This window comes from Bradyrhizobium sp. CCBAU 051011 (assembly GCF_009930815.1).
In the GTDB taxonomy this organism is placed as follows: Bacteria; Pseudomonadota; Alphaproteobacteria; order Rhizobiales; family Xanthobacteraceae; genus Bradyrhizobium.
In genome coordinates this window covers 1,613,736-1,636,611 of record NZ_CP022222.1, presented here as the reverse complement: position 1 = coordinate 1,636,611, position 22,876 = coordinate 1,613,736, and the positions used below count along the sequence as shown (strand labels likewise).

Sequence of the window (22,876 nt, the reverse complement as noted above, 5' to 3'; positions counted from 1 at the left end):
CGTGAGGGACGAAAAATGCCCGGGAAGGCAAATTTTTGCCTGATGTGCCCGTGCGGGAACGCGCGGGATTATTCCGAGGCCGTGACCGGCTCGGCGTGTCAGGGAATTGGCCGGCTCAGGGCTTTCCGAGCTGCTCGGTGATGAGATTCATCGCCAGGGCCTGCTTGGGGCTGAGCCAGCGAATGTCCCTGGTCTCGGACATCGCTTCCACGATGGAGGACGAGACCCCCATTTTGGTCATGTAACCCAGCACGGCTCCCGATATCCGCTGGGCCTCCGCGACCGGATCGTCCACGGGCCTGGTTGTGACAAACCGATGAACGCCCAATGCCGAGCCCAGTACGCCGAAGCGGGTCTTGCCTCCGGCATAGGCGAGCACGCAGGCGCTGGCGCAATAGCCGGGCTTGATGCGGCCGGAGGCGTCGGCGCTGCCGACCGCAGTCGCCAGCGAGCGCGACCGGATGATCTCGCCCATGATCACGGCCTGGCTCAGATCGCCGCCGGGGGAAGCCAACAGCACGATGTCGCCAGGTGCGAGATTGGCCTGCTCCAGCCTGGTGCGAAACCAGCTCGCGGCAGCGGGGCCGATCGTGCCGCTGACGAACAGAGCACGGCGTCCCCGGCTCGATCCGTCGAGATAGAGCGTGTCGATCACCTGGGACGTCAGGCTTGGCGAGACGTACTGGTCCTTCCAGTAGTGCCAGGCATCCGGCTGCGACAGGTCCCGGTAGGCGCGAATACAGACGCCGGAGACCAGCAGGATAAAAATGGCGATCGACCAGAGATGCCATCCGCGGCGCGGCGCCTGAACCGGTGGCGGCGGGACCTGACGAGGCGGAATGCGCGGCGGCACGACCGCAGGGCCTGTCGGCGACCTGCGGAAACGGTTTTCGCCGTCCTGGCTATCCTCGGTTGACAATCGATCCTCTCTGCCAGCCGACCCGTTTGGGGTCGGGCCGGCGTGGTCCATTGTACGAATTTATGGTCGAGGATGTGGCAGAGCGACACCAGTGGTATCGCGAGCTGGAATTAAATTTAATTAACGGCGGCGGTGCGCTTGGCCGGAGCCGGCCTGGCGGCGGGCTTGCCCGTGTTGGCCGGTGCCGCGTCCCAGCCGCCGGCAGGGGAGGCCACGTTGACGGCGTCTTCGGGCTGCGGCTCCACGGTGAAGGTCTGGATCGCCAGCTTGGCCGCTGCCAGCGATTGGGCGTCGAGCCGCTTGGCGACATCGTCGCGCTTGCGGCCGGCGTCCGCATCGCCCTGGGCGGCCGCGAGGCTGAACCATTTGAAGGATTCGGCGAGGTTCTGTTCGACGCCGATGCCGCGGGCATAGAGAATGCCGAGGTTGAACTGGCTGTCGGCAACGCCGCGGTCGGCGGCCTTGCGGAACCAGATCGACGCGCTCTTGTAGTTGGCGCCCTTGCCGCCGCCATCGGCGTCGAGCACGGCCAGATTATGCATCGCCTTGGCGCTGCCGCGCTCGGCCGCCTGCAGATAATAACGCCGCGCGATATCGACGTCCTTCTTCACGCTCAGGCCCTTCTCGTAGAAAGTGCCTAGCCGGAACAGGGCGGGCACCACGCCGGCCTGGGCCGCGCGGTCGTACCATTTGGCGGCCTCGTCGAGGTTCGGGGCGACGCCTTTGCCCTCGGCAAACCGTACGCCGATCTCGTAGGCCGCGGCTGGGTCGCCCTTCATCGCGGCACTGCGTAGCGCCGGACCGCCGATCGTCTCGGGCAGCCGCTCGGTCGGCGGCACCACGACCATCGCAAGCTTGCCACCGGTTGCCGGCAGCGTCGCAATCGTGCCGGTGATGTCGCTGGCTGCAACCGGCGCGGCCGGGGCCTGCGGCGGCACCGCGATCCGGGCGCTATCCAGCGTATTCGGGGCGGAAGAATTGTTCGACTGCTTCTCGACCGGCGTCGGCGAAATCATCAAGGGCGCCGGTGCCGCGGGCATTGCGGGCCTGGCGCTATTCTCTGCCGGGGCGGGAGCCTGGGCCGGCGGCGGCGGCTCGCTGGACTGCTCCACCATCGGCTGTTGCAGCACGCTGCCGGTATCGAGCAGCGTCATCGCCATTTTGAAGGTACCGAGCACGATCACGACCACGCTCGCGCCGACCAGCAGCGAGCGGATCCTGGAAGAAATGTTCGAGGCGTTCTTGTCGTCGGCCTTGGCCTTCTCGCCACCCTTGTCCTTCGCTGCGGCCTTCGCAGCCGAACGTCCGGGCTTCTCCGGCGGGGGCGCCGCAGCGGCGGCCTGCGCGGCGCGGCGCGCGGCGGCAATGAAGCTCGACGAACTGACCGGCTCCTTCGGCCCGGATTGAAGCTCGCTGATCGCGTTTTCGGAGGCGGCGATCCGTTCTGACGGTGAAGCCGCGCGCGGCGGCGGCCGCGTGCCCGGCTCCAGCGGATGATCCGGCGGCAATTCCGGCGCAATCGCCGTGCGCGGGGCGGCGGCATGCGGCTCGAGGATTTCGCTGATTGCGCGCGGCGGCACCGGCGCAGCGGCCGGCGCGACGGGCTGCACGGCGTGGAAATCGCGCGGAGCGGCCTCAAAATGCTCTTGAGGATGTCCTTGCAGCGCAGCCGGATTCGGCAATTCCGGCTTCGTTTGCTGCGCATAGGTCATCAGCGGCGTGGTCGGACGGGGCAGCGCTTCCTCGCGCATTTCGGCCGCTGCAGGTGGAGGGGCGGACGCAGCCGGGGTCGCGCGAGCGCCGCGCAGATCGCCTTCGATCATCGACAGGCGGTCGACCACATGGCCGAGCGTGTTGTGGACGGTCTCCAGCGAGTCCTGCGTACGGCGGTCGGTTTCCGACTGGCTGAAGCGGATGTCGGACAGTTCGCGCTTGACTAGATCGACGATGCCTGAATCCGCCGGCTGCGATGCATTGCTTGAATTGCGGTTGGAGTCGGCGAGTGCGACCAGGCTGGCGTGCTGGCGTTCGAGCGAGCGCAGAATGTCGTGCAGCCCTTCCTCGACCCGTCCGAGATCGATGGCGGGCGCGGCGGAACGATCGTTGGAGGCTTCCAGGCGCTCCAACAGATACGAGACGCGTTGTTCGAGATGGGCGAATGCCGACGCATTGTCGTTGCCGACGGGAATGCGGTCGAGGCGTTCCGACAGCGACCGCACGGCATTTTCGAGGAATTCGGAATGCTCGCTCGCGGCCGGCGGCTGCCTGCCTTCCAGCGTCGAGGTCAGCGCAGCCAGGCGCTGCTCGAGAGCACCGAACGCGTCGCTGTTGCCGTCAAAACGGGAAAGCTGGTCGACCTTGGCCGACAGCGTGTGCACGTCGTCGGCGAGGCGCGCCAGCGCATCGTTGGAAGCAATGTTGGAGACGATACCGCGCAGCGCTGCGATCGCGCTTTCGAGCTGCTGCACCGTCGAGGGATCGTCGTTCGAGCGCAGGATCAAATCAAGCTTGGCGCCGAGATTGCGGATCGCCTCGTCGTAGCCGGTGAGTTGCTCGGCCGGCGTCAGCGAGCGCAGCACTTCGCGGATTTCGCTGAGCGCGCGTTCGATGCCGGCAAGGGTCTGGCCGTCAGTGCCGTTCTGCCGGTTGTCGTCGATGCGGCGCGACAGCGAGCGGATTTCGTTCTCGAGCGATTCGATCTCCCGGCGCGGCACCGCCTCGGTGATGGCCTGGCGGATTTCGGCGAGTTCGCTGCGAAACGCCGCAATCGACTGCTCGATATGATCGGGACGCTGCAGCGCTTCGATCTGGCTCGTGATCTTGAGCAGGTGCCGTTCGAGCGAAGAAAAGTCCGGCCCCGCAGGCGCAGCCTGCATCGCCGGCTGCGCAACATGAGTCTGCGCGGAAGTGGCCGTCGTTGGGCCGTTACGTGGCGGCGTCTGGCGCTGTGGCGGGCCGTCGAGCTCGTTCTGGCGCGCGGCGATTTCGGCGATCGCAAAATCCATCGACGCCGGGCTGAGCGGCGGCGCCGGGCGATAGACCTGGGCCGCGGCACGCTCGACCAGATCGGTCTGGCGCTGCTTTTCCTGCATCTGGACCTGGCGGGCGGGCGCGGGATTCGAAATCTGCGACAGCCGTGCATCGAGGCGCGAAATGGCGTCGTTGAGCTGGCGGGCGACCGTCGGCTCGCCACGGGCCTCGCCGCGGGGCGCAGGCCGCGAAATCTGCTCGATCTGCTTGGTGATGGAATCCAGCCGTTGGTGAATGTCGGCTACATCGGGGAGCTGCCGGCCTGCCGACCGCTGATCGGAAGGTGCGCCGAAACTGGGCGGAGCCAGATCGCCGACGGTCGAATTAAGCCAGTCGTTCAGTGTCATGCCGGCGCGGCGCGCAGCCGCCTCGGCCCTTTCGCGGACGGAAGGATCGATGCCGTCAACGCTCCACGATACGCGCGAATTCATGCTCTGGTCCGGTTCCGCTACGGCGCCCCACCTGCGCCATCAGCCTCCCCGCGCGTCCCAATCGTATTTTCGCGCAGGTTGTCTGTCTCGGAACTGACTTTTTCCCGTCACGGTAAATAACGGGTTAAGGAATGGGACGGACGGCCGCAAAAGTTACCAGGCAGCCAAATCAGTCAGCCCTAACCTTTGTTTTCGCGCTGGTTTTCCTCGATGGGCACAACGTTGGTCCGCTCCGCCCCGGAGGAGAGGGGCGACAGCGCCTCGATCGCCTCTTCGCACCATTCGGCCACGGCGCGCTCGTGGGCGAGGCCGATGCGAAGCCCGAGCAATTTGCCCACATCGGCCGGCGGCGCGATGCCATCAGGGAATCGTTTGTTGAGCAGGCGCTCGTAGCGGGCAAACCGGTCGCGGTGATGCTCCAGCCGCGCCATCAGGTCGGTGCGCAACGGTTCGACATCGACGCTGTCGAGCGCATAGAGCCGTACCAAAAGGTCATCCTTGATCGAAGCCGGAACGCTCGGCCGCGCGGCCCAGTGCCGGAGCGCGGCCCGCCCCTCCGGCGTCAGCGTATAGACCAGCTTGTTGGGCTTGCCGGACTGCACCACCTCGCGGCCCTGAATATGGCCGCGATCACGAAGCTTGGTGAGCTCGCGATAAATTTGCTGGTGGTCGGCCTTCCAGAAGAATCCAATGGAGTTGTCGAACGTCTTGGCGAGCTCATAGCCCGTCATCGGACGTTCGGTCAGGCAGGCAAGGATCGCGTCACCCAGCGCCAAGACGCAGGTCTCCGGCTTTCAATCGTGATTTGACATTATGCATAAAGTTGCATATGCGTCAACGCGCATAAGCTCCGGAGAGGTCTTCCCCGGCGCGCTAGCCCGTCATCGCCCGCACCAGGAGACATCATGACCATGAGCGGCCTCGACAAGTGGTACGGCTACATGAAGTCCCATGACACGGCGGCGTTGTGGGATCTCTTGCATCCGGACGCGGTGTTCGAAAGCCCCGTCGTCCACACGCCGCAGCGCGGGCGCGACATCACTTTCAAATATCTGGCGAGCGCCGAAAAGGTGCTGGGCGGCCCCGGCTTCAAATACACAGGCGAATGGCGCAGTGCGAACGGCGCGGTCCTCGAATTCGAAAACGAGATCGAGGGCATCAAGATCAACGGCGTCGACATCATCACCTTCAGCGATGACGATAAGATCACGCACTTCAAGGTGATGGTGCGTCCGCTGAAGGGGATCAATCTGCTGCACCGCTTGATGGGGGAGCAACTCGCCAAGCCGTGACGAGGGGTGAGGGAGCAAAGACCGCGACGATATCAGGTGCCGTTTATGTCGCAATGGCTGCCCGGATATTTCGCTCACCTGCTCACTCCCTAGGACTGCCGGAACCGGATAAGGTCGCGTTCCGGAACGCCCACGACGAATCTCATTTCAAACGCCTTCACCACCTTTCGCCGCTGCCGGGAGAACATCATGCCGATCTACAAAGCCCCCGTGGAAGACGTTACCTTCCTGCTCAACGACGTATTCCAGATCGATCGCTACGACAATCTGCCCGGTTTCACCGATGCCTCCGCCGATGTGCGCGAAGCCATTTTGGGCGAGGCCGCAAAACTCTCCGAAGAGGTTTTGCAGCCGCTCAACCGTATCGGCGATCTCGAAGGCTGCAAGCGGCACGACGACGGCTCCGTGACGACGCCGAAGGGTTTCAAGGAAGCCTTCAAGCAGGTCGCCGAAGGCGGCTGGCTTGGGCTGTCGGCGCCGGCGGAATATGGCGGGCAGGGGCTGCCGGTGACGCTGAGCCAGGTCGTCACCGAATTCCAGAGCGCGGCCAACATGGCCTTCTCAATGTATGGCGGTCTCACCATGGGTGCGACCGCGGCGCTTCTGGTGCATGGCAAGCCCGAGCAGAAGAAGATGTTCGTGCCGAAGATGGTGGCGGGCGAATGGACCGGCACCATGAACCTCACCGAGCCGCAATGCGGCACGGATCTCGGTCTGTTGCGCACCAAGGCGGTGAAGCAAGCCGACGGCAGCTACAAGATATCAGGCACCAAGATATTCATCTCGTCCGGCGAGCACGACATGGCCGAGAATATTATCCACCTCGTGCTGGCACGCATCGAAGGTGCGCCGGCCGGCATCAAGGGTGTGTCGCTGTTCGTGGTGCCGAAGGTGCTGGTCAATGCCGACGGCTCGCTGGGCGCTCGCAACGGCGTGTCCTGCGGCTCGATCGAGCACAAGATGGGTATTCACGGCAATTCCACCTGCGTGATGAACTATGACAACGCCACCGGCTGGCTGATCGGCGAAGAGAACAAGGGCATGCAGGGCATGTTCGTGATGATGAACGAGGCCCGCCTCGGCGTCGCCGTGCAGGGGCTGGCGCAGTCCGAAGTCGCCTATCAGAACGCCGTCCAGTATGCGCGCGAGCGCCTGCAGGGCCGCGCGCTGACGGGCGCGAAGGAGCCGGACAAGGCGGCCGATCCGATCATCGTGCATCCCGACGTGCGCCGTGTGCTGCTCACCATCCGCGCCTTCAACGAGGCGGCGCGCGCCATGGTGGTGTGGACGGCGCTGAAGAGCGACGTCGCTCACCGCTCCTCCGATCCGAAGGACCGCGATGCAGCCGACGACCATATGGGCCTGATGACGCCGGTCATGAAGGGCATGATGACCGACGTCGGTTTCTCCAACACGGTGCTGGCGCAGCAGATGTATGGCGGCCATGGCTATATCGCCGAGCACGGCATGGAGCAGTTCGTGCGCGATGCTCGCATCGCCATGCTCTACGAGGGCGCTAACGGCATCCAGGCGCTCGACCTCGTCGGCCGCAAGTTGCCCCGCAATGGCGGCCGCGCCGCGATGGCGTTCTTTGCCGAAGTCGCAGGCTTCGCCAAGGAGCACGGCGCCGACGAGGCGATGAAGCCGTTCGTCACGCCGCTCTCGACCGCGCTCGGCCATTTGCAGCAGGCCACCGGCTGGCTGATGCAGAACGCGATGGCCAAGCCCGACAATGCGGGCGCTGCCGCCACCGACTACATGCAATTGTTCGGCCTCGTCGCCTTCGGCTACATGTGGGCGCGAATGGCGAAGGTGGCACAGGACAAGATTGCCGCCAGCGGCGCCACGCCCTATCTGAACACCAAGCTGGTGACCGGCCGCTTCTTCATGGAGCGAATGTTGCCGGAAACCCACGTTCATCTTGCGCGCATCCAGAGCGGCTGCGCCACCACCATGGAATTGGCGGCGGAAGCGTTCTGAGATTTTCCACCGTTTCTCCGTCCCTTCGCCTATAATATTATGATCCTCATACCAGGAGGGCGTCATGCCTGAGGCATATATCTACGATCACGTTCGCACCCCGCGCGGCCGCGGCAAGGCCGATGGCGCGCTCCATGAGGTCACGGCGCTGGCGCTCGCCACCGTGCCGCTGCAGGCGCTGAAGGAGCGCAACAATCTGGCTGAGGACGTCGTCGATGACGTCGTGCTCGGCGTGGTCGATCCGGTCGGCGAGGCTGGATCCGACATCGCGCGCTTCGCGGCGCTGAAGGCGGGGCTCGGCGAGACCGTTCCCGGCGTGCAGATCAGCCGCTTCTGCGCCTCCGGCCTCGATGCCGTGAATTTCGCCGCCGCCCAGATCATGGCCGGCCAGCATGAACTCGTGATCGGCGGCGGCGCCGAATCGATGAGCCGCGTCGGTATCGGCGCCTCGGGTGGCGCCTGGCCGATGGACCCCTCTATGGCGGTACCGGCCTATTTCATGCCGCAGGGCGTCTCGGCTGACCTGATCGCCACAAAGTATGGTTTCTCGCGCGACGACGTCGATGCCTATGCGGTGCAGAGCCAGCAGCGGGCCGCAAAGGCCTGGGACGAGGGTCGCTTCAACAAGTCGGTGGTGCCGGTGAAGGACGTCAACGGCCTCACCATCCTTGCCAAGGACGAGCACATGCGCCCCACCACGACGATGCAGTCGCTGGCGCAGTTACAGCCGTCGTTTACCGTGGTCGGGCAGATGGGCGGGTTCGATGCGGTGGCGATCCAGTCGCATCCCGAAGTCGAGAAGATCAATTACGTCCACCACGCCGGCAACTCGTCCGGCATCGTCGATGGCGCGGGCGCCGTGCTGCTCGGCAGCAAGGAGGCGGGCGCCAAGCACGGCTTGAAGCCGCGTGCGAAAATCCGCGCCTTCGCCAATATCGGCTCGGAGCCCGCGATGATGCTGACCGGACCTGTCGACGTCACCGAAAAGCTGTTCGAGCGCTCAGGCATGAAGAAGTCGGACATCGACCTGTTCGAGCTCAACGAGGCCTTTGCTTCCGTCGTGCTGCGCTACATCCAGGCGTTCGAGATCGACAATGCGAAGATCAACGTCAATGGCGGCGCGATCGCGCTCGGCCATCCGCTCGGCGCCACCGGCGCCATGATCCTCGGCACCGTGCTCGACGAGCTGGAGCGCACCAACAAGTCGACCGCGCTGGTGACGCTGTGCATCGGCGGCGGCATGGGGACCGCGACGATCATCGAAAGAGTCTGAGCTGCCGTAGGGTGGGCAAAGGCGCATCTGCGCCGTGCCCACCATCACGCGCTCTGCAAGGAATGGTGGGCACGCTTCGCTTTGCCCACCCTACGAGGTCCAGTTTAACCGCCGCGCCTGACATCGGCTGCCGGCATCGAGGGAGCACCACATGGCCTTCAAGAATTTCAAAGTTGAAACCGACGCCGACGGCATTGCGCTCGTCACCTGGGACATCCCCGGACGTTCGATGAACGTGCTGGACGAGACTTCGACCACCGAGCTCGAGGAGATCCTGAAGCAGACCACGGCCGATGCCGCGGTGAAGGGCGTCGTCATCACCTCCAGCAAGGAGGCCTTCTGCGCCGGCGCCGACTTGTCCATGCTCGAGGGCATGAACAAGGAATACGCCAAAGTCTTCAAGGAAAAGGGCGAGGTCGCGGCCAACCAGATGTTGTTCGATCAGAGCCGCCGCTTCTCACTGGTGCTGCGCGGCATCGAAACCTGCGGCAAGCCGTGGGCGGCCGCCATCAACGGGCTGGCGCTCGGCGGCGGATTCGAAGTGACGCTGTCCTGCCACTACCGCGTGGCGGCTGAAAATCCCAAAACTCGCCTCGGCCTGCCCGAAGTGAAGGTCGGCCTGTTCCCCGGCGCCGGCGGCACGCAGCGCGTGCCGCGGCTGGTGCCGCCGCAGGATGCGATGACCATCCTGCTCAAGGGCGATCCCGTCACTGTCGAGAAGGCCAAGGCGCTCAATTTGATCCACGCCATCGTGCCGGCTTCCGATCTGATCAAGGCGGCCAAGGACTGGATCAAGGGCGGTGGCAAGGCCGTCGCGCCCTGGGACGAGAAGGGTTTCAAGCTGCCGGGCGGTCCGGTGTTCTCCAAGGCCGGCATGATGATGTTCCCGGCCGGCAATGCCATCTACCGCCGCGAGACCTACGACAATTATCCGGCCGCGCGCGCCATCATGAGCTGCGTCTATGAAGGCCTGCAGTTGCCGATCGACGCCGCGCTGCGCGTGGAGTCGCGCTACTTCACGCAGGTGCTGCGCTCGAAGGAAGCCGCTGCGATGATCCGCAGCCTGTTCCTGTCGATGCAGGAACTGAACAAGGGCGCACGGCGTCCGCAGAATGTGCCGGCGAGCAAGATCAAGAAGATCGCCGTGATCGGTGCCGGCTTCATGGGCGCCAGCGTCGGCTACGTCTCGGCCCGCGCGGGTCTCGACGTCGTTCTGATCGACCGCGACCAGGAGAGCGCCGATAAGGGCAAGGCACACGCCAAGAGCGTCATCGACGGTCTGATTGCCAAGGGCCGCGCCAAGCAGGCGGAGGCCGACGCCATCATGTCGCGCATCGCGCCGACCGCGGACTACGCCGCCCTCGGGGATTGCGACCTCGTGATTGAGGCCGTGTTCGAGGACCGCAAGGTCAAGGCGGATACTTTCGCCAAGGCGCAGCAGTACCTCAAGGCGGACGCGATCTTCGCTTCCAACACCTCGACGCTGCCGATCACCTCGCTCGCCGAAAACTTCAAGGATCAGGGCAGGTTCATCGGCATCCATTTCTTCTCGCCGGTTGAGAAGATGATGCTGGTCGAAATCATCCTCGGCAAGAATACCGGCGACGTCGCGCTGGCCGCCGCACTCGACTATGTGCGCATCATCGGCAAGACGCCGATCGTGGTGAACGATTCGCGCGGCTTCTACGCCAACCGCTGCGTCGGCCGTTACATCGCCGAAGGCAACGAGATGTTCCTCGAAGGCGTGCCGCCGGCGATGATCGAGAACTGCGCCAAGATGGCCGGCATGCCGGTCGGTCCGCTGTCGCTGTCGGATGAAGTTGCCCTCGACCTCGGCCTGAAGGTCATCAAGGCGACGGAAGCCGATCTCGGTCCCAACTCGATCAACCCGGATCAGAAGAAGCTGATGGTGGAACTGGTCGAGAAGCAGGGCCGTCTCGGTCGCAAGAACAGCAAGGGCTTTTACGACTATCCCGAGAAGGGCAAGGGCCAGAAGAGCCTGTGGCCGGGTCTCTCCGCGTTGCAGCCGAAGCAGCTCGACCCTGACACCATCGACATCGAGGAACTGAAGCAGCGCTTTTTGGTGGTGCAGGCGGTGGAGGCTGCGCGCACGGTGGAGGACCACGTCATCACCGATCCGCGCGAGGCCGATGTCGGCTCGATCCTCGGCTTCGGTTTTGCACCGTTCACTGGCGGCACGCTGTCCTATATCGACTTCATGGGCACGCGGAAGTTCGTCGAGCTCTGCCACAAGCTCGAGGCCAAATACGGCTCGCGCTTCACCCCGCCGAAACTGCTGGAAGACATGGCAGCGAGCGGGGAGACCTTCTACGGCCGCTTCCCGCCGAAGAAGCAGGCGGCGTAAGCTTTGTAGGTTGTAGCCCCGGATGGAGCGAAGCGAACTCCGGGATCTCGCCACTTGCTGCACTTTCCCGGATTGCGCTGCGCTCCATCCGGGCTACGCAACGACAAAGGGGCCGGATCATCGATCCGGCCCTTTCATATTCGTTGTTCGCAAGAACTCACGCCGCCTTCAGCAGCCCTTCCTTGGTCATCGCTTCCTGCACCTTCGGCCGCGCGGCGACGCGGGCCTTGTAGGCCATCAGGTTCGGCATATCAGACAGATCGAACTTGAGCCGGTCGGTCGCCCACATCAGCATGGTGAACAGATAGCCGTCGGCGACGGTGAACTGCTTGCCCATCAGGTAGTCGCGCCCCGTTAGCGCGGTTTCCAGGTACTTGAACTTGCTCATGGCGCGGTCCTTGAAGAAAGGCTTGGCGTCGTCGGCGAGCAGCGGAGAGAACATCGGTCCGAGATTTTTGTGCAGCTCGGTGGTGATGAAGTTCAGCCATTCGAGCAGCTTGTAGCGCTCGTCGGAATCGCGGGGCGGCGCCAGATTCTTGCCCGCCTTGTCGGCGATCATCTGGACAATGATCGGGCCCTCGGTGACCAGTTCACCCGAATCGAGCGCCAGTGCCGGGACCTGGCCCTTGGGGTTGACCGTCAAAAAGTCGTCACCGTTCTCCAGCTTCTTGGCGCGCAGGTCGACCTTGACCAGGTCATAGGGCAAACCGGCCTCAAGAAGCGCGATATGGGGGGATAGCGAGCAGGCGCCCGGGGAATAATACAGTTTCATGGGTTCTTCCTTCCCTCGACATTATTGCCGGGCCGACTAAATGCATTTGCATGAAATAGTCAAGATTGATGCACCTGCATTTAGTGCGGTACACTGATTGGTGATAGATACGGACCGGACCATGAAACGCAAACCATCGACCGAGGCGACCGCTGCCTGGATCCGCCTGATGCGGGTGCAGAGCCGGGTGCTCGATGCCGTGGAGCAGGACTTAAAGAAGGCCGGCTTTCCGCCGCTGGCCTGGTATGACGCGCTGTTGGAACTGTCGCGCGCGCCGTCCGGCGAGATGCGCCCCGTGGAACTGGAAAAGCAGATGCTGATCCCGCAATATTCCACCTCGCGGCTGATCGACCGGCTGGTCGATGAGGGCCTGGCGGCGCGGCGCGAATGCAAGATCGATAAGCGTGGTCAGTTCGTGGAGATCACCGAAGCCGGGCGCGAGTTGCAGAAGAAGATGTGGAGCGCCTATTCGGCGGCGATCGAAAAGCACGTCGGCTCCAAATTGTCCGATGCGGACGCCCTGAAGCTATGCGGCCTGCTTGACCGGCTGGGCTGCTCCTGTTCCGACGTCAAGACGGCCGCTGCCCGCGACGGCGTGCCGGCGCGATGACATCTTTGATACGTTTCGTTGGTGCGGACGAGGCCGTCCGCATCCCCTTGGCCACCCGGCGCGTTCGGTCGAATCGCCAGTTATCCGGATTTTTTCATGGCGCGTGACCAGATCGATATGACGCCGCTGCAATCGCGTGACGAGCTCGTCACGTGGTTCGAAGCCGGCATCAAGCCGCCGTCCGAGTTCCGCATCGGCACCGAGCACGAGAAGACCCCGTTCACGCTCGATGGCCGTCAGCCTGTGCCCTACGAAGGCGCGCGCGGCATCGGCGCGCTGCTCGAAGGCATGCAGCTCCTGCTTGGCTGGGAGCCGATCATGGAGCGCGGCAACATCATCGGTCTCTATGATGTTACCGGCGGCGGCGCGATTTCGCTGGAGCCCGGCGGACAGTTCGAACTGTCCGGCGCGCCGGTCGAGACCGTGCATCAGACCCAGTCCGAGCTGATGGCGCATCTGGCGCAGGTCCGCGAGATCGCGACCCCCCTGGGAATCGGCTTCCTTGGGCTCGGCATGACGCCGTCCTGGTCGCGGTCGCAGATCCCGATGATGCCCAAGGGCCGCTACAAGATCATGACCAACTACATGCCGAAGGTCGGAAGTTACGGAATCGACATGATGTACCGGACCTGTACGGTGCAGACCAATCTCGACTTCTCCTCGGAAGCCGACATGGTCAAGAAGCTGCGCGTCTCGATCGCGCTGCAGCCGGTGGCAACCGCCTTGTTCGCCAATTCGCCGTTCACGGAAGGCAAGCCCAACGGCTTCCTGTCGTTCCGCTCCGAGATCTGGCGCGACACCGACAATGCCCGCTCCGGCATGCTGCCGTGGGTATTCGAGGACGGCATGGGGTTCGAGCGCTGGGTCGACTACGCGCTCGACGTGCCCATGTACTTCGTCAAGCGCGGCGACGAATATATCGACGTTTCCGGCTCGTCGTTCCGTGCCTTCTTCGAGGGCCGCAACAACTCGCTGCCCGGAGAGCGCCCGACCTTGTCGGACTGGGCCAACCATCTGTCGACGATTTTCCCGGAAGTCCGCCTCAAGCGCTATCTGGAAATGCGCGGCGCCGACGGCGTGCCGTGGGGCCGGCTGCCGGCGCTGCCGGCGTTCTGGGTCGGTCTCTTGTACGACAATGAGAGCCTGGATGCGGCCTGGGATCTGGTCAGCCACTGGACCGCGCAGGAACGCCAGGCGTTGCGCGACGACGTGCCGCGCTTCGGCTTCAAGGCCAGGATCAAGGATCGTTATCTATTCGAGATCGCCAAGGAATGCCTGAAGCTGTCGCATTCAGGCCTCAGGCGGCGTGGCCGCATCGATCAACTCGGCCGTGACGAGAGCCGTTACCTCGAACCCCTGGAGCGGATTCTCGATTCGGGCCGCACGCCGGCGGAAGAGATGCTGGACAAATTCAACGGCCCCTGGGGCGGTTCCGTCGAGCCTGTCTATCAGGAATACGCGTTCTGATTGAATGGGTGCTTCGCTTCTGGGCCGTTCATCCACCGTACAGGTTGATGGCGCTCAAATGGCGCCCGGATCAAACAGACAGGGCGTGATGACGATTTGAGACAAGTCATCCCGTCCTGAAAACGCGAATTCGAAAGCTACCGCAGATGGGGACTGTTCGCCGGCTCAGGGCGTGTGTGGTGACGCTCGCCTTTTTGGCAGCGGCCCTGTCCGCGCGCCCGGCGCTGGCGCAGGCCAATTTCGACCGTCCCGGCGGCGACTATCTCAGCGCACCCGTGATCTCAGGCGATCCGGCGGAATGCGCGCTGGTCTGCGAGCGCGACAAGCGCTGTCGCGCCTGGAGCTTCAACTATCCGACTGACCTCGCCAACCGCGCGGTGTGCTGGCTCAAGAGCAACGTGCCGGCGCGGGTGCAGAGCGAGTGCTGCGTTTCCGGCGTACGCGGCGCCGGGGTGGTCGAGCGGCGCAACGAGACAAGCGAAACTTCGATCGACCGCTTCGGCGGCGACTACAAGAGCTTCGACCTCAAGAGTAGCGACGGTGGCGACGACGCCTGCAAGGCCGCCTGCGCCGCCGACAACAAATGCCGCGCCTGGACCTACGCGCGGCCGGGCTATGCCGGCAAGGAAGCGCATTGCTTCCTGAAGAAGGACATCAAGCCACCGCGACGGAAGGCGGGGTTTACCTCGGGCGTGGTGCGGTAGCGTATAGAACCGTAGCCCGGATGGAGCGAAGCGCAATCCGGGGGGCGCACCCAGCCGCAACACTCCCGGATTTCGCTGCGCTCCATCCGGGCTACGGCTTCATTCCGCCGGCAACACCGTGATCTCCGGCCACAGCGCCTTCCAGCGCGCAGCCTTCGCCTCATAATTCGCCGCGGAAAAATTCGCGCCGGGATTGGGCCTTACGATCAGCCCAGCGACATCGTCAAAACCATTCGGCGCATAGACCTCATAGCCATCCCGCACACGCCGAATTCCGATCTGCGTGTTCCTGGTCAGAAACCGGTCGATGCCTTGCGTCGAACAGCGTAGCTCCGGATAGGGCAGGCCATGCTTCTCTGGGTACCATAGATGAACGCGCGCCTGGTTGCGCGCCTCGACCGCGATCCCGTGTTCAGTGAAGCGCTCCGCCAGCTTGCGAATAATCGCGTCTTCCGCCTCCCACGACGTATCGGGATCGAAATAGAACACGTCGTAATCATTGATGCCGTAGTCGACTGCGCGTCTGGTCAGCACGTTCCACGCGGTCTGCACCAGACAGCCGGAGACCAGCCACGCGTCGGGCAGCGCGAGCCGAAATAGCTCTTCGGCGATGCTTTCGTTGGCGGGATTTTGCAAGGCGGCGGTGAGGAATTGGTCTTTATCCATAGGCACGCCGCCGTAGGGTGGGCAAAGCGCAGCGCGCCCACCATTCCCTTACGATCATGGAAAGATGGTGGGCACGGCGTGCGCGCCTTTGCCCACCCTACAAAGTCGTATCGAATTCCTTCACCGCCTTTTTCGACGCCAGCGTACGCCAGTGCCGGCGAAGGAACGGCTCGACGGTGGCGCTGCGAGCCTTAGACAGGCGGATCAGCACCATCGGATAATCGCGGTAGTGATCGGTGAAGTAAAACGTCTTCGGCTGGCTTTCCACCAGCATCTCGCGCTCGTCCCTTGGCACGCCCGGCATCACCAGGCTGTCGCCGTCTTCCTTCAGTCGCACCAGCATCTTCTTGCGCACCTTCAAGGCCGGCGTGCCGTAGGAAGTGCCGTCCTCGACCTCAGGCCAGCGAAGCGCGATTTTTCTGACGTCGTCGAAGGTCATCCGATCTCACGCTCTTCTTCGTCATGCCCGGGCTTGTCCCGGGCATCCACGTCTTAGAAGTGCATCAGTAAGCAAGACGTGGATGGCCAAGCCCGGCCATGACGGAGAGAGTGCTCAATGCACCGAGGTAAAAAACCGCGCCAGCCGGAAACCCGACAGCCAGGTCCACACCGGCTGGCTGCGCATGCCGAGATCCCAGGAGCCGACCACAGCATCGGCGCGGCCGATCAGATTGTCGATCGGCAACAGGCCGACGCCGCCATCGCGCACCGCGACGCGGCTGTCGGCGGAATTGTCCCTGTTGTCACCGAGCACGAACAGTTGCCCCGGCGGCACCGTCACTTCTTGCGTGTTGTCGAGCCTTCCATTGTCGCGCATCTTGAAGATCGCGTGGCTGACGCCGTTCGGCAGCGTCTCGATGAAGCGATAGGCCCGTTCGGTATTGCCGCGGTCGTCTTCCGCCTGGCCGACGCCGTCTGGCTTCAGCTCAGCTGCATGGTCGTTGATGAAGAGCTGGCCCTGACGCAACTGGATGCGGTCGCCCGGCAATCCCACCACGCGCTTGACCCAGGCCTGCGAGCGGTCACCGGGCCAGCGGAACACGACGACGTCGCCACGCTTGGGCGTATCGCCGAACAGGCGGCCGGTCTCGGGCAGCGTGATCTGGATCGGCAGCGACGCCGCGCCGTAGCCGTAGGGGTATTTCGACGCCACTAGCGCATCGCCTATCAGAAGCGTCGGCTCCATCGAGCCGGATGGCACGTAAAACGGTTCGGCAAGTGCGCCCTTGGCGACGAACACGACGGCAACAATTGCCGCCAACTGCACGGCTTGCGCGCGCCAGCTCGCCCATTGGCCGGGAGATGCATCCTTGTCACCACCTACCAATTTCTCGTCGCTCACTAGCCTGTTCCTCCGACCGTGATCCGTTCCATCCGCAGCGTCGGCTGGCCGACGCCAACCGGCACGCCCTGGCCGTTCTTGCCGCAGGTGCCGATGCCGGTATCGAGCGCCAGGTCGTTGCCGACCATGGTGATTCTGTGCAGGTCGGTCGGCCCGTTGCCGATCAGCATCGCGCCCTTGAGCGGCGCGCCGAGCTTGCCGTTCTCGATCTTGTAGGCCTCGGTGCACTGGAACACGTATTTGCCGGAGGTGATGTCGACCTGGCCGCCGCCGAAATTGGCGGCATAGACGCCGTTCTTCACAGAGGCCAAAATTTCCGCGGGGTCGCGCTGGCCCGCCAGCATGTAGGTGTTGGTCATGCGCGGCATCGGCACATGGGCGTAGCTCTGGCGGCGGCCGTTGCCGGTCGGCTTCATGTTCATCAGCCGCGCGTTCTGGCGGTCCTGCATGTAGCCGACCAGGATGCCGTCCTCGATCAGCACGGTGCGGTTGGTCGGCGTGCCCTCGTCGTCGATGGAGAGAGAACCGCGCCGCGAGGCCATGGTGCCGTCGTCGACCACGGTGACGCCCTTGGCCGCGACCTGCTTGCCCATCAGCCCTGCGAACGCCGAGGTCTGCTTGCGGTTGAAGTCGCCTTCGAGGCCGTGACCGACCGCTTCATGCAGCATCACGCCGGGCCAGCCGGCGCCCAGCACCACGTCCATCTCGCCGGCAGGAGCAGGGACCGATTCCAGATTGACCAGCGCCTCGCGGATCGCGCCATCGGCGGCCTCGCGCCACGCCTTGGTCTCAATGAAGCGGGCATAGCCCTCGCGGCCGCCATAGCCCTTGCTGCCGCTTTCCTGCCGGTCGCCTTGTCCGGCGACCACCGAAATATTGACCCGCACCAGCGGGCGGATGTCGCGATAGCTTTCGCCGTCGGGCCGCAAGATCTCCACCACCTGCCAGGTGGCCCCCAGGCTGATGGAAGCCTGCCGCACCCGCGGATCCTTGTCGCGCACATAGGCGTCGATTTCGGCCAGCAGCTTCACCTTGGCCTCGAACCCCGGCGCATCCAGCGGATTCTCGTCGCCATAGAGCCGGACGTTGGTATGGGCGGGCGCAGCGGCAAAATTGCCGCTGTAGCCGCCGCGCACGGCCGCGACCGCATCCGCCGCGCGGATCAGCGCCGGCAGCGAGACATCAGATGAATGCGCGTAACCGACCGCGTCGTCCTTCACCGCGCGCAGGCCAAAACCCTGGCTGGTGTCATAGGTCGCCTGCTTCAAGCGCCCATTGTCAAAACCGAGCGCTTCGGTCTGGCCATATTCCAGAAACAGCTCGCCGTCGTCGGCGCCCGAAAGGCCCCGCGTGATCTCGCGCCGGACGGCATCGCGGTCGAGATTGGCGCGGTCGAGGAGGGAGGTTGTAGCGGGATTGGTCATCAAATCAGTCCGTTGTCGGAGGGGCGCATCCAAGATAGTTGTTTCCCCGCCATTCCGCGAGGGGCGGAATCAACACGTTGCCGAGACGATGGCTGCAGTCGAAATTGTTCCGATAACGCAAGACCATATCGAAAGCTTTCATCGAGCCCTCGACTTCGTCGCGCGGGAGCGGCGCTATCTGGCGTTTCTGGAAGCCCCGCCGTTCGAAGCGACGCGGGCCTTCGTTCTCGACAATATCGCGCATGGTTATCCGCAACTGGTCGCGGTTTCCTCCGGCCGGGTCATCGGCTGGTGCGATGTTGTGCCCAACCCAAGGCCGATCTATGCCCATGTCGGCGTTCTCGGGATCGCGTTGCTGCCGGAATTCCGGCGACAGGGAATAGGCGGGCGTTTGATCCGGCAGACGCTCGGCGCGGCGCGGGAGTTTGGGCTGCGACGGGTCGAACTGACGGTTCGGGAGAGCAATACGGGCGCGATCGAGCTCTACAAGAAATTCGGCTTTGCAATCGAAGGGCTGCAGCGCAACCGCATTCTCGTTGATGGCGGTTACGAAAACCTGGTCCTGATGGGGCTGCTGTTCTAGCAACCCCTCACGGCAGCTTGTCATCCCCTTTGCCGGCAGTGTCCGCGCCGGGCTCCGGCCTGACGTGTGCATTGGCCCAGCGGAACAGCTCGTCGAACACGGGCCGCAACGCTCGGGCCGCCGGGGTCATCTCGTATTCCACCCGCGGCGGCACTTCGGGAAATACTGTGCGCTTCACCAAGCCCTCGCTTTCGAGGTCGCGGAGCTGGGTCGTCAGCATATGCTGAGTCACATCCGGGATGGCGCGCCGCAATTGGCCGAACCGCTGCTTGCCGTCGACAAGCTGCCAGAGGATTTCGCCCTTCCACTTGCCTGAGAGCAGGCGAAGCGCCCGATGCAACTGCGCTCTGGCCCGTTCGGACGGGCATTCCTGCCCTTCATTCTCATTAGTCTGTTTTTCCATACTACCCCAGAAAAATCATCCTACTTGTCAATTTCATCTTAGTCCCGAATTTTGGGTTTGACAGCCCCTTAGGGGCTCCGCCGGCGGATGGCACTGCTGTCCACCGCCGCTTTCACCATTTCGGGAGTTTTCTCGATGTCTACGATTGTTGCGCCAACCAGACCGTACTGGACGTCTGCCACCCTGTGGGTGGTCAGGGGATTGCTTGCGCTCGCCTTTGTGGCGGCCGGCGGGGCGAAGCTCTATGGCGTCCCCATGCTGGTCGAGGAGTTTCAGCATATCGGGCTCGGCCAATGGTTTCGCTATGTCACCGGCGGTCTCGAAATCATGGGCGCGATCCTGCTGCTCTTGCCCCGGAAGGCCGCCCTCGGCGCGCTGCTGCTGATCTGCATCATGATCGGCGCGGTGATCACCCATTTATTCGTCATCGGCGGCTCGCCGGTGCCGGCCATTGTTCTTCTGGCGCTGAACGCTGTGGTTGCCTATGCGGAGCGTGGCCAGATCGCATTGCTTGCCGAGACTTCGTGAGGCTGCTGCGATGCGCATTTCTCGCCGCGAATTGACGGCCGTTGCAGGGCTTGTGCTGGCCTTCGTGCTGCCGCTGACGGTGACCCTGTTACTGACAGGATCCGAAGCGGCGACCTCAAAACCGCAGACGAAGCCAGCTTCGCCGCCGATGCATCGGCTGGTGCTGCCGATCAACACCGACGATCCCACCACGATGCGCGCCTTGATCTCGACCTCGCTCAACCTCCCGAAATACTACCAGGAACGGAACGAACCGTTCACGATCGAGGTGGTCGCCTATAATGCCGGCGTTCACATGTTGCGCGCCGATACCTCGCCGGTGAAAGACATGCTGCGCGTATTGAGGACGGTCAATTCGAACATCCGATTCGTGGTCTGCGAGGCAACCAAGCTCGGCATGGAACGCCAAGAGGGCCGTCCGATCACACTGATTGACAATGTCGATCTTGTGCCGAGCGGGCCCGGGCGCATATCGAACTACAGGAAGCCGGCTGGTCCTACATCCGGTCATGACAAGCGGATATCGGCCATGACGCCACATCGCAGACTAACACGCCGCACCCTCGTTGCAGGGCTGCTCGGGGCTGGCGCCTTGGCCGCGATGTCGGCTCGTGTCCGGGCCGATGGGCCGCCGCCGTTCGCAACCGTCCGGCATCAGTTCATCCAGCTTCGCGGCGCAAGGCCGGTGCCATCGGTACCAATTCCGCGTCTGTCCGGCGGCGCGATCGATTTGACGTCCCTGCGGGGCAAAGTCGCGCTCGTCAATTTCTGGGCGACCTGGTGCCCCGCCTGCCGGACCGAACTGCCGATGCTGGACCGGCTGGCGGCGAGCGACCGCAGGGATTTTGAGGTGATCGCCGTGGCGACGGATCGCGACCGATCGGTCGTTGCGCCGTTTGTGAAAGCGTTGAAGCTTCGCCGCCTCGCAATCGGTCTTGATCCCGATGGCCTCGTGGCAAGAACCGGCGCAGGCGGGCAGGCCGACACGCCGTTCGCGCTGTACGCCATGCCGATCACTTTCCTGATCGGCGTCACCGGGCAAGTCGAAGGCTATATCAGCGGCGAAGCGGACTGGCTCTCTACCGAGGCGCGCCGGCTGCTCGATTATTACGCCAGCGCCGGTTGAGCTGTCGGCTCGGCGTCACGGCAGCTTGTCGTATCCTTCGCCCAGCCCGTTCAGGCTGAGCGGGAAGCCGATGCCCTCTTCGGGCGTCTCGAAAATAATGAAGGTCGCGGTTTTGGCGCCCCGGAGCTGGCCGAGCAGCTTCTCGTCCATCACGACCTCGGCGACGCAGCCATTGGGCAGGCAGCGAACAAAGCCGGCGCGGCCGACGTCCTGGTTGTCGAGCTTCAGCCCGAGGCCGGAGGGCAGCAGGACGCCGAGCGGCGCCACTACCCGCATCAACTTGCTCTTCTGGTCGGCGGTCTTCAGCACGATCACGGTGAGGCCGGCGTTGGAGCGGTCCTCGGCGACCACGCTCTGGATCAGCGCGCATTGCTCGCCCTGGGCACCCGGCGGGGTGTCGCAGCGGATCTGCCAGTCGCCATGAACCGACCGCACGGCGCCTTGCGCGCTCGCCGCCTGGGTCAGGCCGAACAGGAAGGCCACGGCGAGCAGGCCGCCGAGCCAGCGGGCCGGTTCCAGGCCAAATCCTGCCTGATGTTTCGAACGCCCCATCCGGGTCGATCCTCTTGGTTTCCGGCAGCGGCCGGTGACGTTTCCGGCCGGGCTGGCAGCACGCGTTGTAACTGGGTTCATCCGGACTGATACGCAATGACGGCGCCTTAAAGGCAGCCGAGAGCCAATCCATGCCGTCAAGGATTGGGCTGGCCCAAGCGAATCAGGTCGTCCGGGATCGCCGTGACTGTGCCTACATCCGGCAAACCGGCTGTCAAGCGGCACGAGCTTGCGAAACGGCGGGTTTTTGCTGATTTAGCTGGAAAATCCGGCGTCCGGCGAATAGCAGGTGACGCATGGCTTTGCACCCTACTACTGCATTGCGAGAGCCTTAGAATTATGGTTTGAGAGGCTGGATTTCGACGCGTTCTAACGATCTGGCCCGAGGTATAGTACCTCCGGTAGGCCGTTTGTGAGGGCGGATCGTGCGGCATTCCCGGCCATCCGGTGGGAATGCTTTGGGGATTTTTTCTAAAGGAGCGCGAGCGGCATGAAGATGTCGAGTGGCCAGATGGGCCGGCGGTTGCTGGGGTTGACGGTGGCGGGCATGGCGCTCGTCGCCGGTGGGGCGGCGTTTGCGGCACAGCCCAAGCCGTGGGAAATCACGCTGCAGGAAGCCGCGACCCCTGTGATGGAAAACATCATCAGCTTCCACAATTTGCTGCTGGTGCTGATCACGCTGATCACCCTGTTCGTGCTGGCGCTGCTGGTTATCGTGGTCGTGAAGTTCAACGCCAACGCTAATCCGGTTCCCTCCAAGACCACCCACAACACGCTCATCGAGGTGGCCTGGACCCTGATCCCGGTGCTGATCCTGGTCGGTATCGCGGTGCCGTCGTTCCGCCTGCTGTTCCAGCAGCTCGACATTCCCAAGGCCGACCTTACCGTGAAGGTCACCGGCAAGCAGTGGTACTGGAGCTACGCTTACCCGGATAACGGCAAGTTCGAGTTCGATTCGCTGATGGCGCAGGACAAGCAGCCGCGCCTGCTCGGCGTCGACAACGAGATGGTGGTGCCGGTCAACAAGGTGATCCGGGTCCAGACCACCGGCGCCGACGTGATCCACGCGTTCGCCGTGCCTTCGTTCGGCATCAAGATCGACTCGATCCCCGGCCGGCTCAACGAGACCTGGTTCAAGGCGACCAAGGTCGGCATGTATTACGGCCAGTGCTCCGAACTGTGCGGCAAGGATCACGCCTTCATGCCGATCGCAGTCAAGGTGGTGACCGACCAGGAATTCGCTTCCTGGGTTGAGGCGGCGAAGAAGAAATATGCGACCAACCCGGCGAACACTTACGCTTCGGCTGGTGGCCAGGCCGCGCAGTAAGGCGCGGGCCAAGGGGTAAGCAAGGGACAAGGGCGACGGGACCTGAAAAGGTCCGCAAAGGGACTGCAAGGCAGGATTTCAA

21 protein-coding genes are annotated in these 22,876 nt (G+C 63.8%); 11 read left to right on the top strand and 10 right to left on the bottom strand.

The window, feature by feature from the left end:
* Positions 1 to 115 precede the first annotated feature (115 nt).
* The 3 genes from ACH79_RS07820 to ACH79_RS07810 all read right to left on the bottom strand — a co-directional run bounded on the left by ACH79_RS07820 (position 116) and on the right by ACH79_RS07810 (position 5,156).
* Complete coding sequence (locus ACH79_RS07820) at positions 116 to 919, bottom strand: hypothetical protein (RefSeq protein ID WP_161850501.1); 804 nt, start codon at positions 917 to 919, stop codon at positions 116 to 118.
* Between the two features lie 116 nt (positions 920 to 1,035).
* Positions 1,036 to 4,380: a tetratricopeptide repeat protein gene (locus tag ACH79_RS07815; protein WP_161850500.1), complete on the bottom strand. Its 3,345-nt coding sequence runs from the start codon at positions 4,378 to 4,380 to the stop codon at positions 1,036 to 1,038.
* Between the two features lie 179 nt (positions 4,381 to 4,559).
* Positions 4,560 to 5,156, bottom strand: coding sequence for a PadR family transcriptional regulator (locus ACH79_RS07810; protein WP_161850499.1), 597 nt, complete (start codon positions 5,154 to 5,156; stop codon positions 4,560 to 4,562).
* A 129-nt stretch (positions 5,157 to 5,285) separates the two neighbouring features.
* Between ACH79_RS07810 and ACH79_RS07805 the strand changes: the two genes are divergently transcribed.
* From ACH79_RS07805 to ACH79_RS07790, 4 genes are all read left to right on the top strand, one after another.
* Positions 5,286 to 5,672 (top strand): nuclear transport factor 2 family protein, encoded by a 387-nt coding sequence (locus tag ACH79_RS07805; protein ID WP_161850498.1) that lies wholly within the window; start codon positions 5,286 to 5,288, stop codon positions 5,670 to 5,672.
* A gap of 189 nt (positions 5,673 to 5,861) precedes the next feature.
* A complete protein-coding gene (locus ACH79_RS07800) occupies positions 5,862 to 7,652 on the top strand; it encodes an acyl-CoA dehydrogenase C-terminal domain-containing protein (protein WP_161850497.1) in 1,791 nt (596 codons plus the stop codon).
* A gap of 64 nt (positions 7,653 to 7,716) precedes the next feature.
* Positions 7,717 to 8,925 carry an acetyl-CoA C-acetyltransferase gene (locus ACH79_RS07795; RefSeq protein WP_161850496.1) on the top strand — a complete coding sequence of 403 codons (1,209 nt, stop codon included), beginning with the start codon at positions 7,717 to 7,719 and terminating at the stop codon, positions 8,923 to 8,925.
* Positions 8,926 to 9,076: 151 nt separating this feature from the next.
* Positions 9,077 to 11,290 (top strand): FAD-dependent oxidoreductase, encoded by a 2,214-nt coding sequence (locus tag ACH79_RS07790; RefSeq protein ID WP_161850495.1) that lies wholly within the window; start codon positions 9,077 to 9,079, stop codon positions 11,288 to 11,290.
* A gap of 157 nt (positions 11,291 to 11,447) precedes the next feature.
* Here ACH79_RS07790 and gstA read toward each other — a convergent pair whose 3' ends face one another.
* A complete protein-coding gene (gene gstA / locus ACH79_RS07785; RefSeq protein ID WP_161850494.1) occupies positions 11,448 to 12,062 on the bottom strand; it encodes a glutathione transferase GstA in 615 nt (204 codons plus the stop codon).
* A 121-nt stretch (positions 12,063 to 12,183) separates the two neighbouring features.
* On the opposite strand from gstA, the gene ACH79_RS07780 reads away from it, so the two are divergent.
* The 3 genes from ACH79_RS07780 (at position 12,184) to ACH79_RS07770 (ending at position 14,843) form a co-directional block, all read left to right on the top strand.
* On the top strand, positions 12,184 to 12,672 hold the full coding sequence (locus tag ACH79_RS07780; protein WP_161850493.1) for a MarR family winged helix-turn-helix transcriptional regulator: 489 nt from the start codon (positions 12,184 to 12,186) through the stop codon (positions 12,670 to 12,672).
* Positions 12,673 to 12,768: 96 nt separating this feature from the next.
* Complete coding sequence (locus ACH79_RS07775; protein WP_161850492.1) at positions 12,769 to 14,139, top strand: glutamate--cysteine ligase; 1,371 nt, start codon at positions 12,769 to 12,771, stop codon at positions 14,137 to 14,139.
* A 146-nt stretch (positions 14,140 to 14,285) separates the two neighbouring features.
* Positions 14,286 to 14,843: a PAN domain-containing protein gene (locus ACH79_RS07770; RefSeq protein WP_161850491.1), complete on the top strand. Its 558-nt coding sequence runs from the start codon at positions 14,286 to 14,288 to the stop codon at positions 14,841 to 14,843.
* 99 nt (positions 14,844 to 14,942) lie between these two features.
* Here ACH79_RS07770 and ACH79_RS07765 read toward each other — a convergent pair whose 3' ends face one another.
* From ACH79_RS07765 to tldD, 4 genes are all read right to left on the bottom strand, one after another.
* Positions 14,943 to 15,509 carry a nucleotidyltransferase family protein gene (locus ACH79_RS07765; RefSeq protein WP_161850490.1) on the bottom strand — a complete coding sequence of 189 codons (567 nt, stop codon included), beginning with the start codon at positions 15,507 to 15,509 and terminating at the stop codon, positions 14,943 to 14,945.
* Between the two features lie 97 nt (positions 15,510 to 15,606).
* Positions 15,607 to 15,948 carry an MmcQ/YjbR family DNA-binding protein gene (locus ACH79_RS07760; RefSeq protein WP_161850489.1) on the bottom strand — a complete coding sequence of 114 codons (342 nt, stop codon included), beginning with the start codon at positions 15,946 to 15,948 and terminating at the stop codon, positions 15,607 to 15,609.
* A gap of 114 nt (positions 15,949 to 16,062) precedes the next feature.
* A complete protein-coding gene (gene lepB / locus ACH79_RS07755; protein WP_371419372.1) occupies positions 16,063 to 16,851 on the bottom strand; it encodes a signal peptidase I in 789 nt (262 codons plus the stop codon).
* Positions 16,851 to 18,275 carry a metalloprotease TldD gene (gene tldD, locus ACH79_RS07750; protein WP_161850488.1) on the bottom strand — a complete coding sequence of 475 codons (1,425 nt, stop codon included), beginning with the start codon at positions 18,273 to 18,275 and terminating at the stop codon, positions 16,851 to 16,853. Before tldD ends, lepB begins: the two co-directional genes overlap by 1 nt.
* A gap of 88 nt (positions 18,276 to 18,363) precedes the next feature.
* Here tldD and ACH79_RS07745 point away from each other — a divergent pair, with 88 nt between their 5' ends.
* Positions 18,364 to 18,858, top strand: a complete 495-nt coding sequence (locus ACH79_RS07745) for a GNAT family N-acetyltransferase (RefSeq protein WP_161850487.1) — start codon at positions 18,364 to 18,366, stop codon at positions 18,856 to 18,858.
* A gap of 7 nt (positions 18,859 to 18,865) precedes the next feature.
* Here the strand turns inward: ACH79_RS07745 and ACH79_RS07740 are convergent, their stop codons facing one another.
* The gene (locus ACH79_RS07740) at positions 18,866 to 19,261 is read right to left on the bottom strand and encodes a helix-turn-helix domain-containing protein (RefSeq protein ID WP_161850486.1); all 396 of its coding nucleotides are present in this window, start codon (positions 19,259 to 19,261) and stop codon (positions 18,866 to 18,868) included.
* Positions 19,262 to 19,396: 135 nt separating this feature from the next.
* Between ACH79_RS07740 and ACH79_RS07735 the strand changes: the two genes are divergently transcribed.
* Entirely contained in the window at positions 19,397 to 19,789 is a 393-nt protein-coding gene (locus ACH79_RS07735; protein WP_161850485.1) for a DoxX family protein, read from the top strand.
* A 10-nt stretch (positions 19,790 to 19,799) separates the two neighbouring features.
* Positions 19,800 to 20,915, top strand: a complete 1,116-nt coding sequence (locus ACH79_RS43750; protein ID WP_246738464.1) for a redoxin domain-containing protein — start codon at positions 19,800 to 19,802, stop codon at positions 20,913 to 20,915.
* Positions 20,916 to 20,930: 15 nt separating this feature from the next.
* Here ACH79_RS43750 and ACH79_RS07720 read toward each other — a convergent pair whose 3' ends face one another.
* A complete protein-coding gene (locus ACH79_RS07720) occupies positions 20,931 to 21,467 on the bottom strand; it encodes an invasion associated locus B family protein (RefSeq protein ID WP_246738463.1) in 537 nt (178 codons plus the stop codon).
* Positions 21,468 to 21,957: 490 nt separating this feature from the next.
* Between ACH79_RS07720 and coxB the strand changes: the two genes are divergently transcribed.
* The gene (coxB, locus tag ACH79_RS07715; RefSeq protein ID WP_161850482.1) at positions 21,958 to 22,794 is read left to right on the top strand and encodes a cytochrome c oxidase subunit II; all 837 of its coding nucleotides are present in this window, start codon (positions 21,958 to 21,960) and stop codon (positions 22,792 to 22,794) included.
* The last annotated feature ends 82 nt before the right edge of the window (positions 22,795 to 22,876 follow it).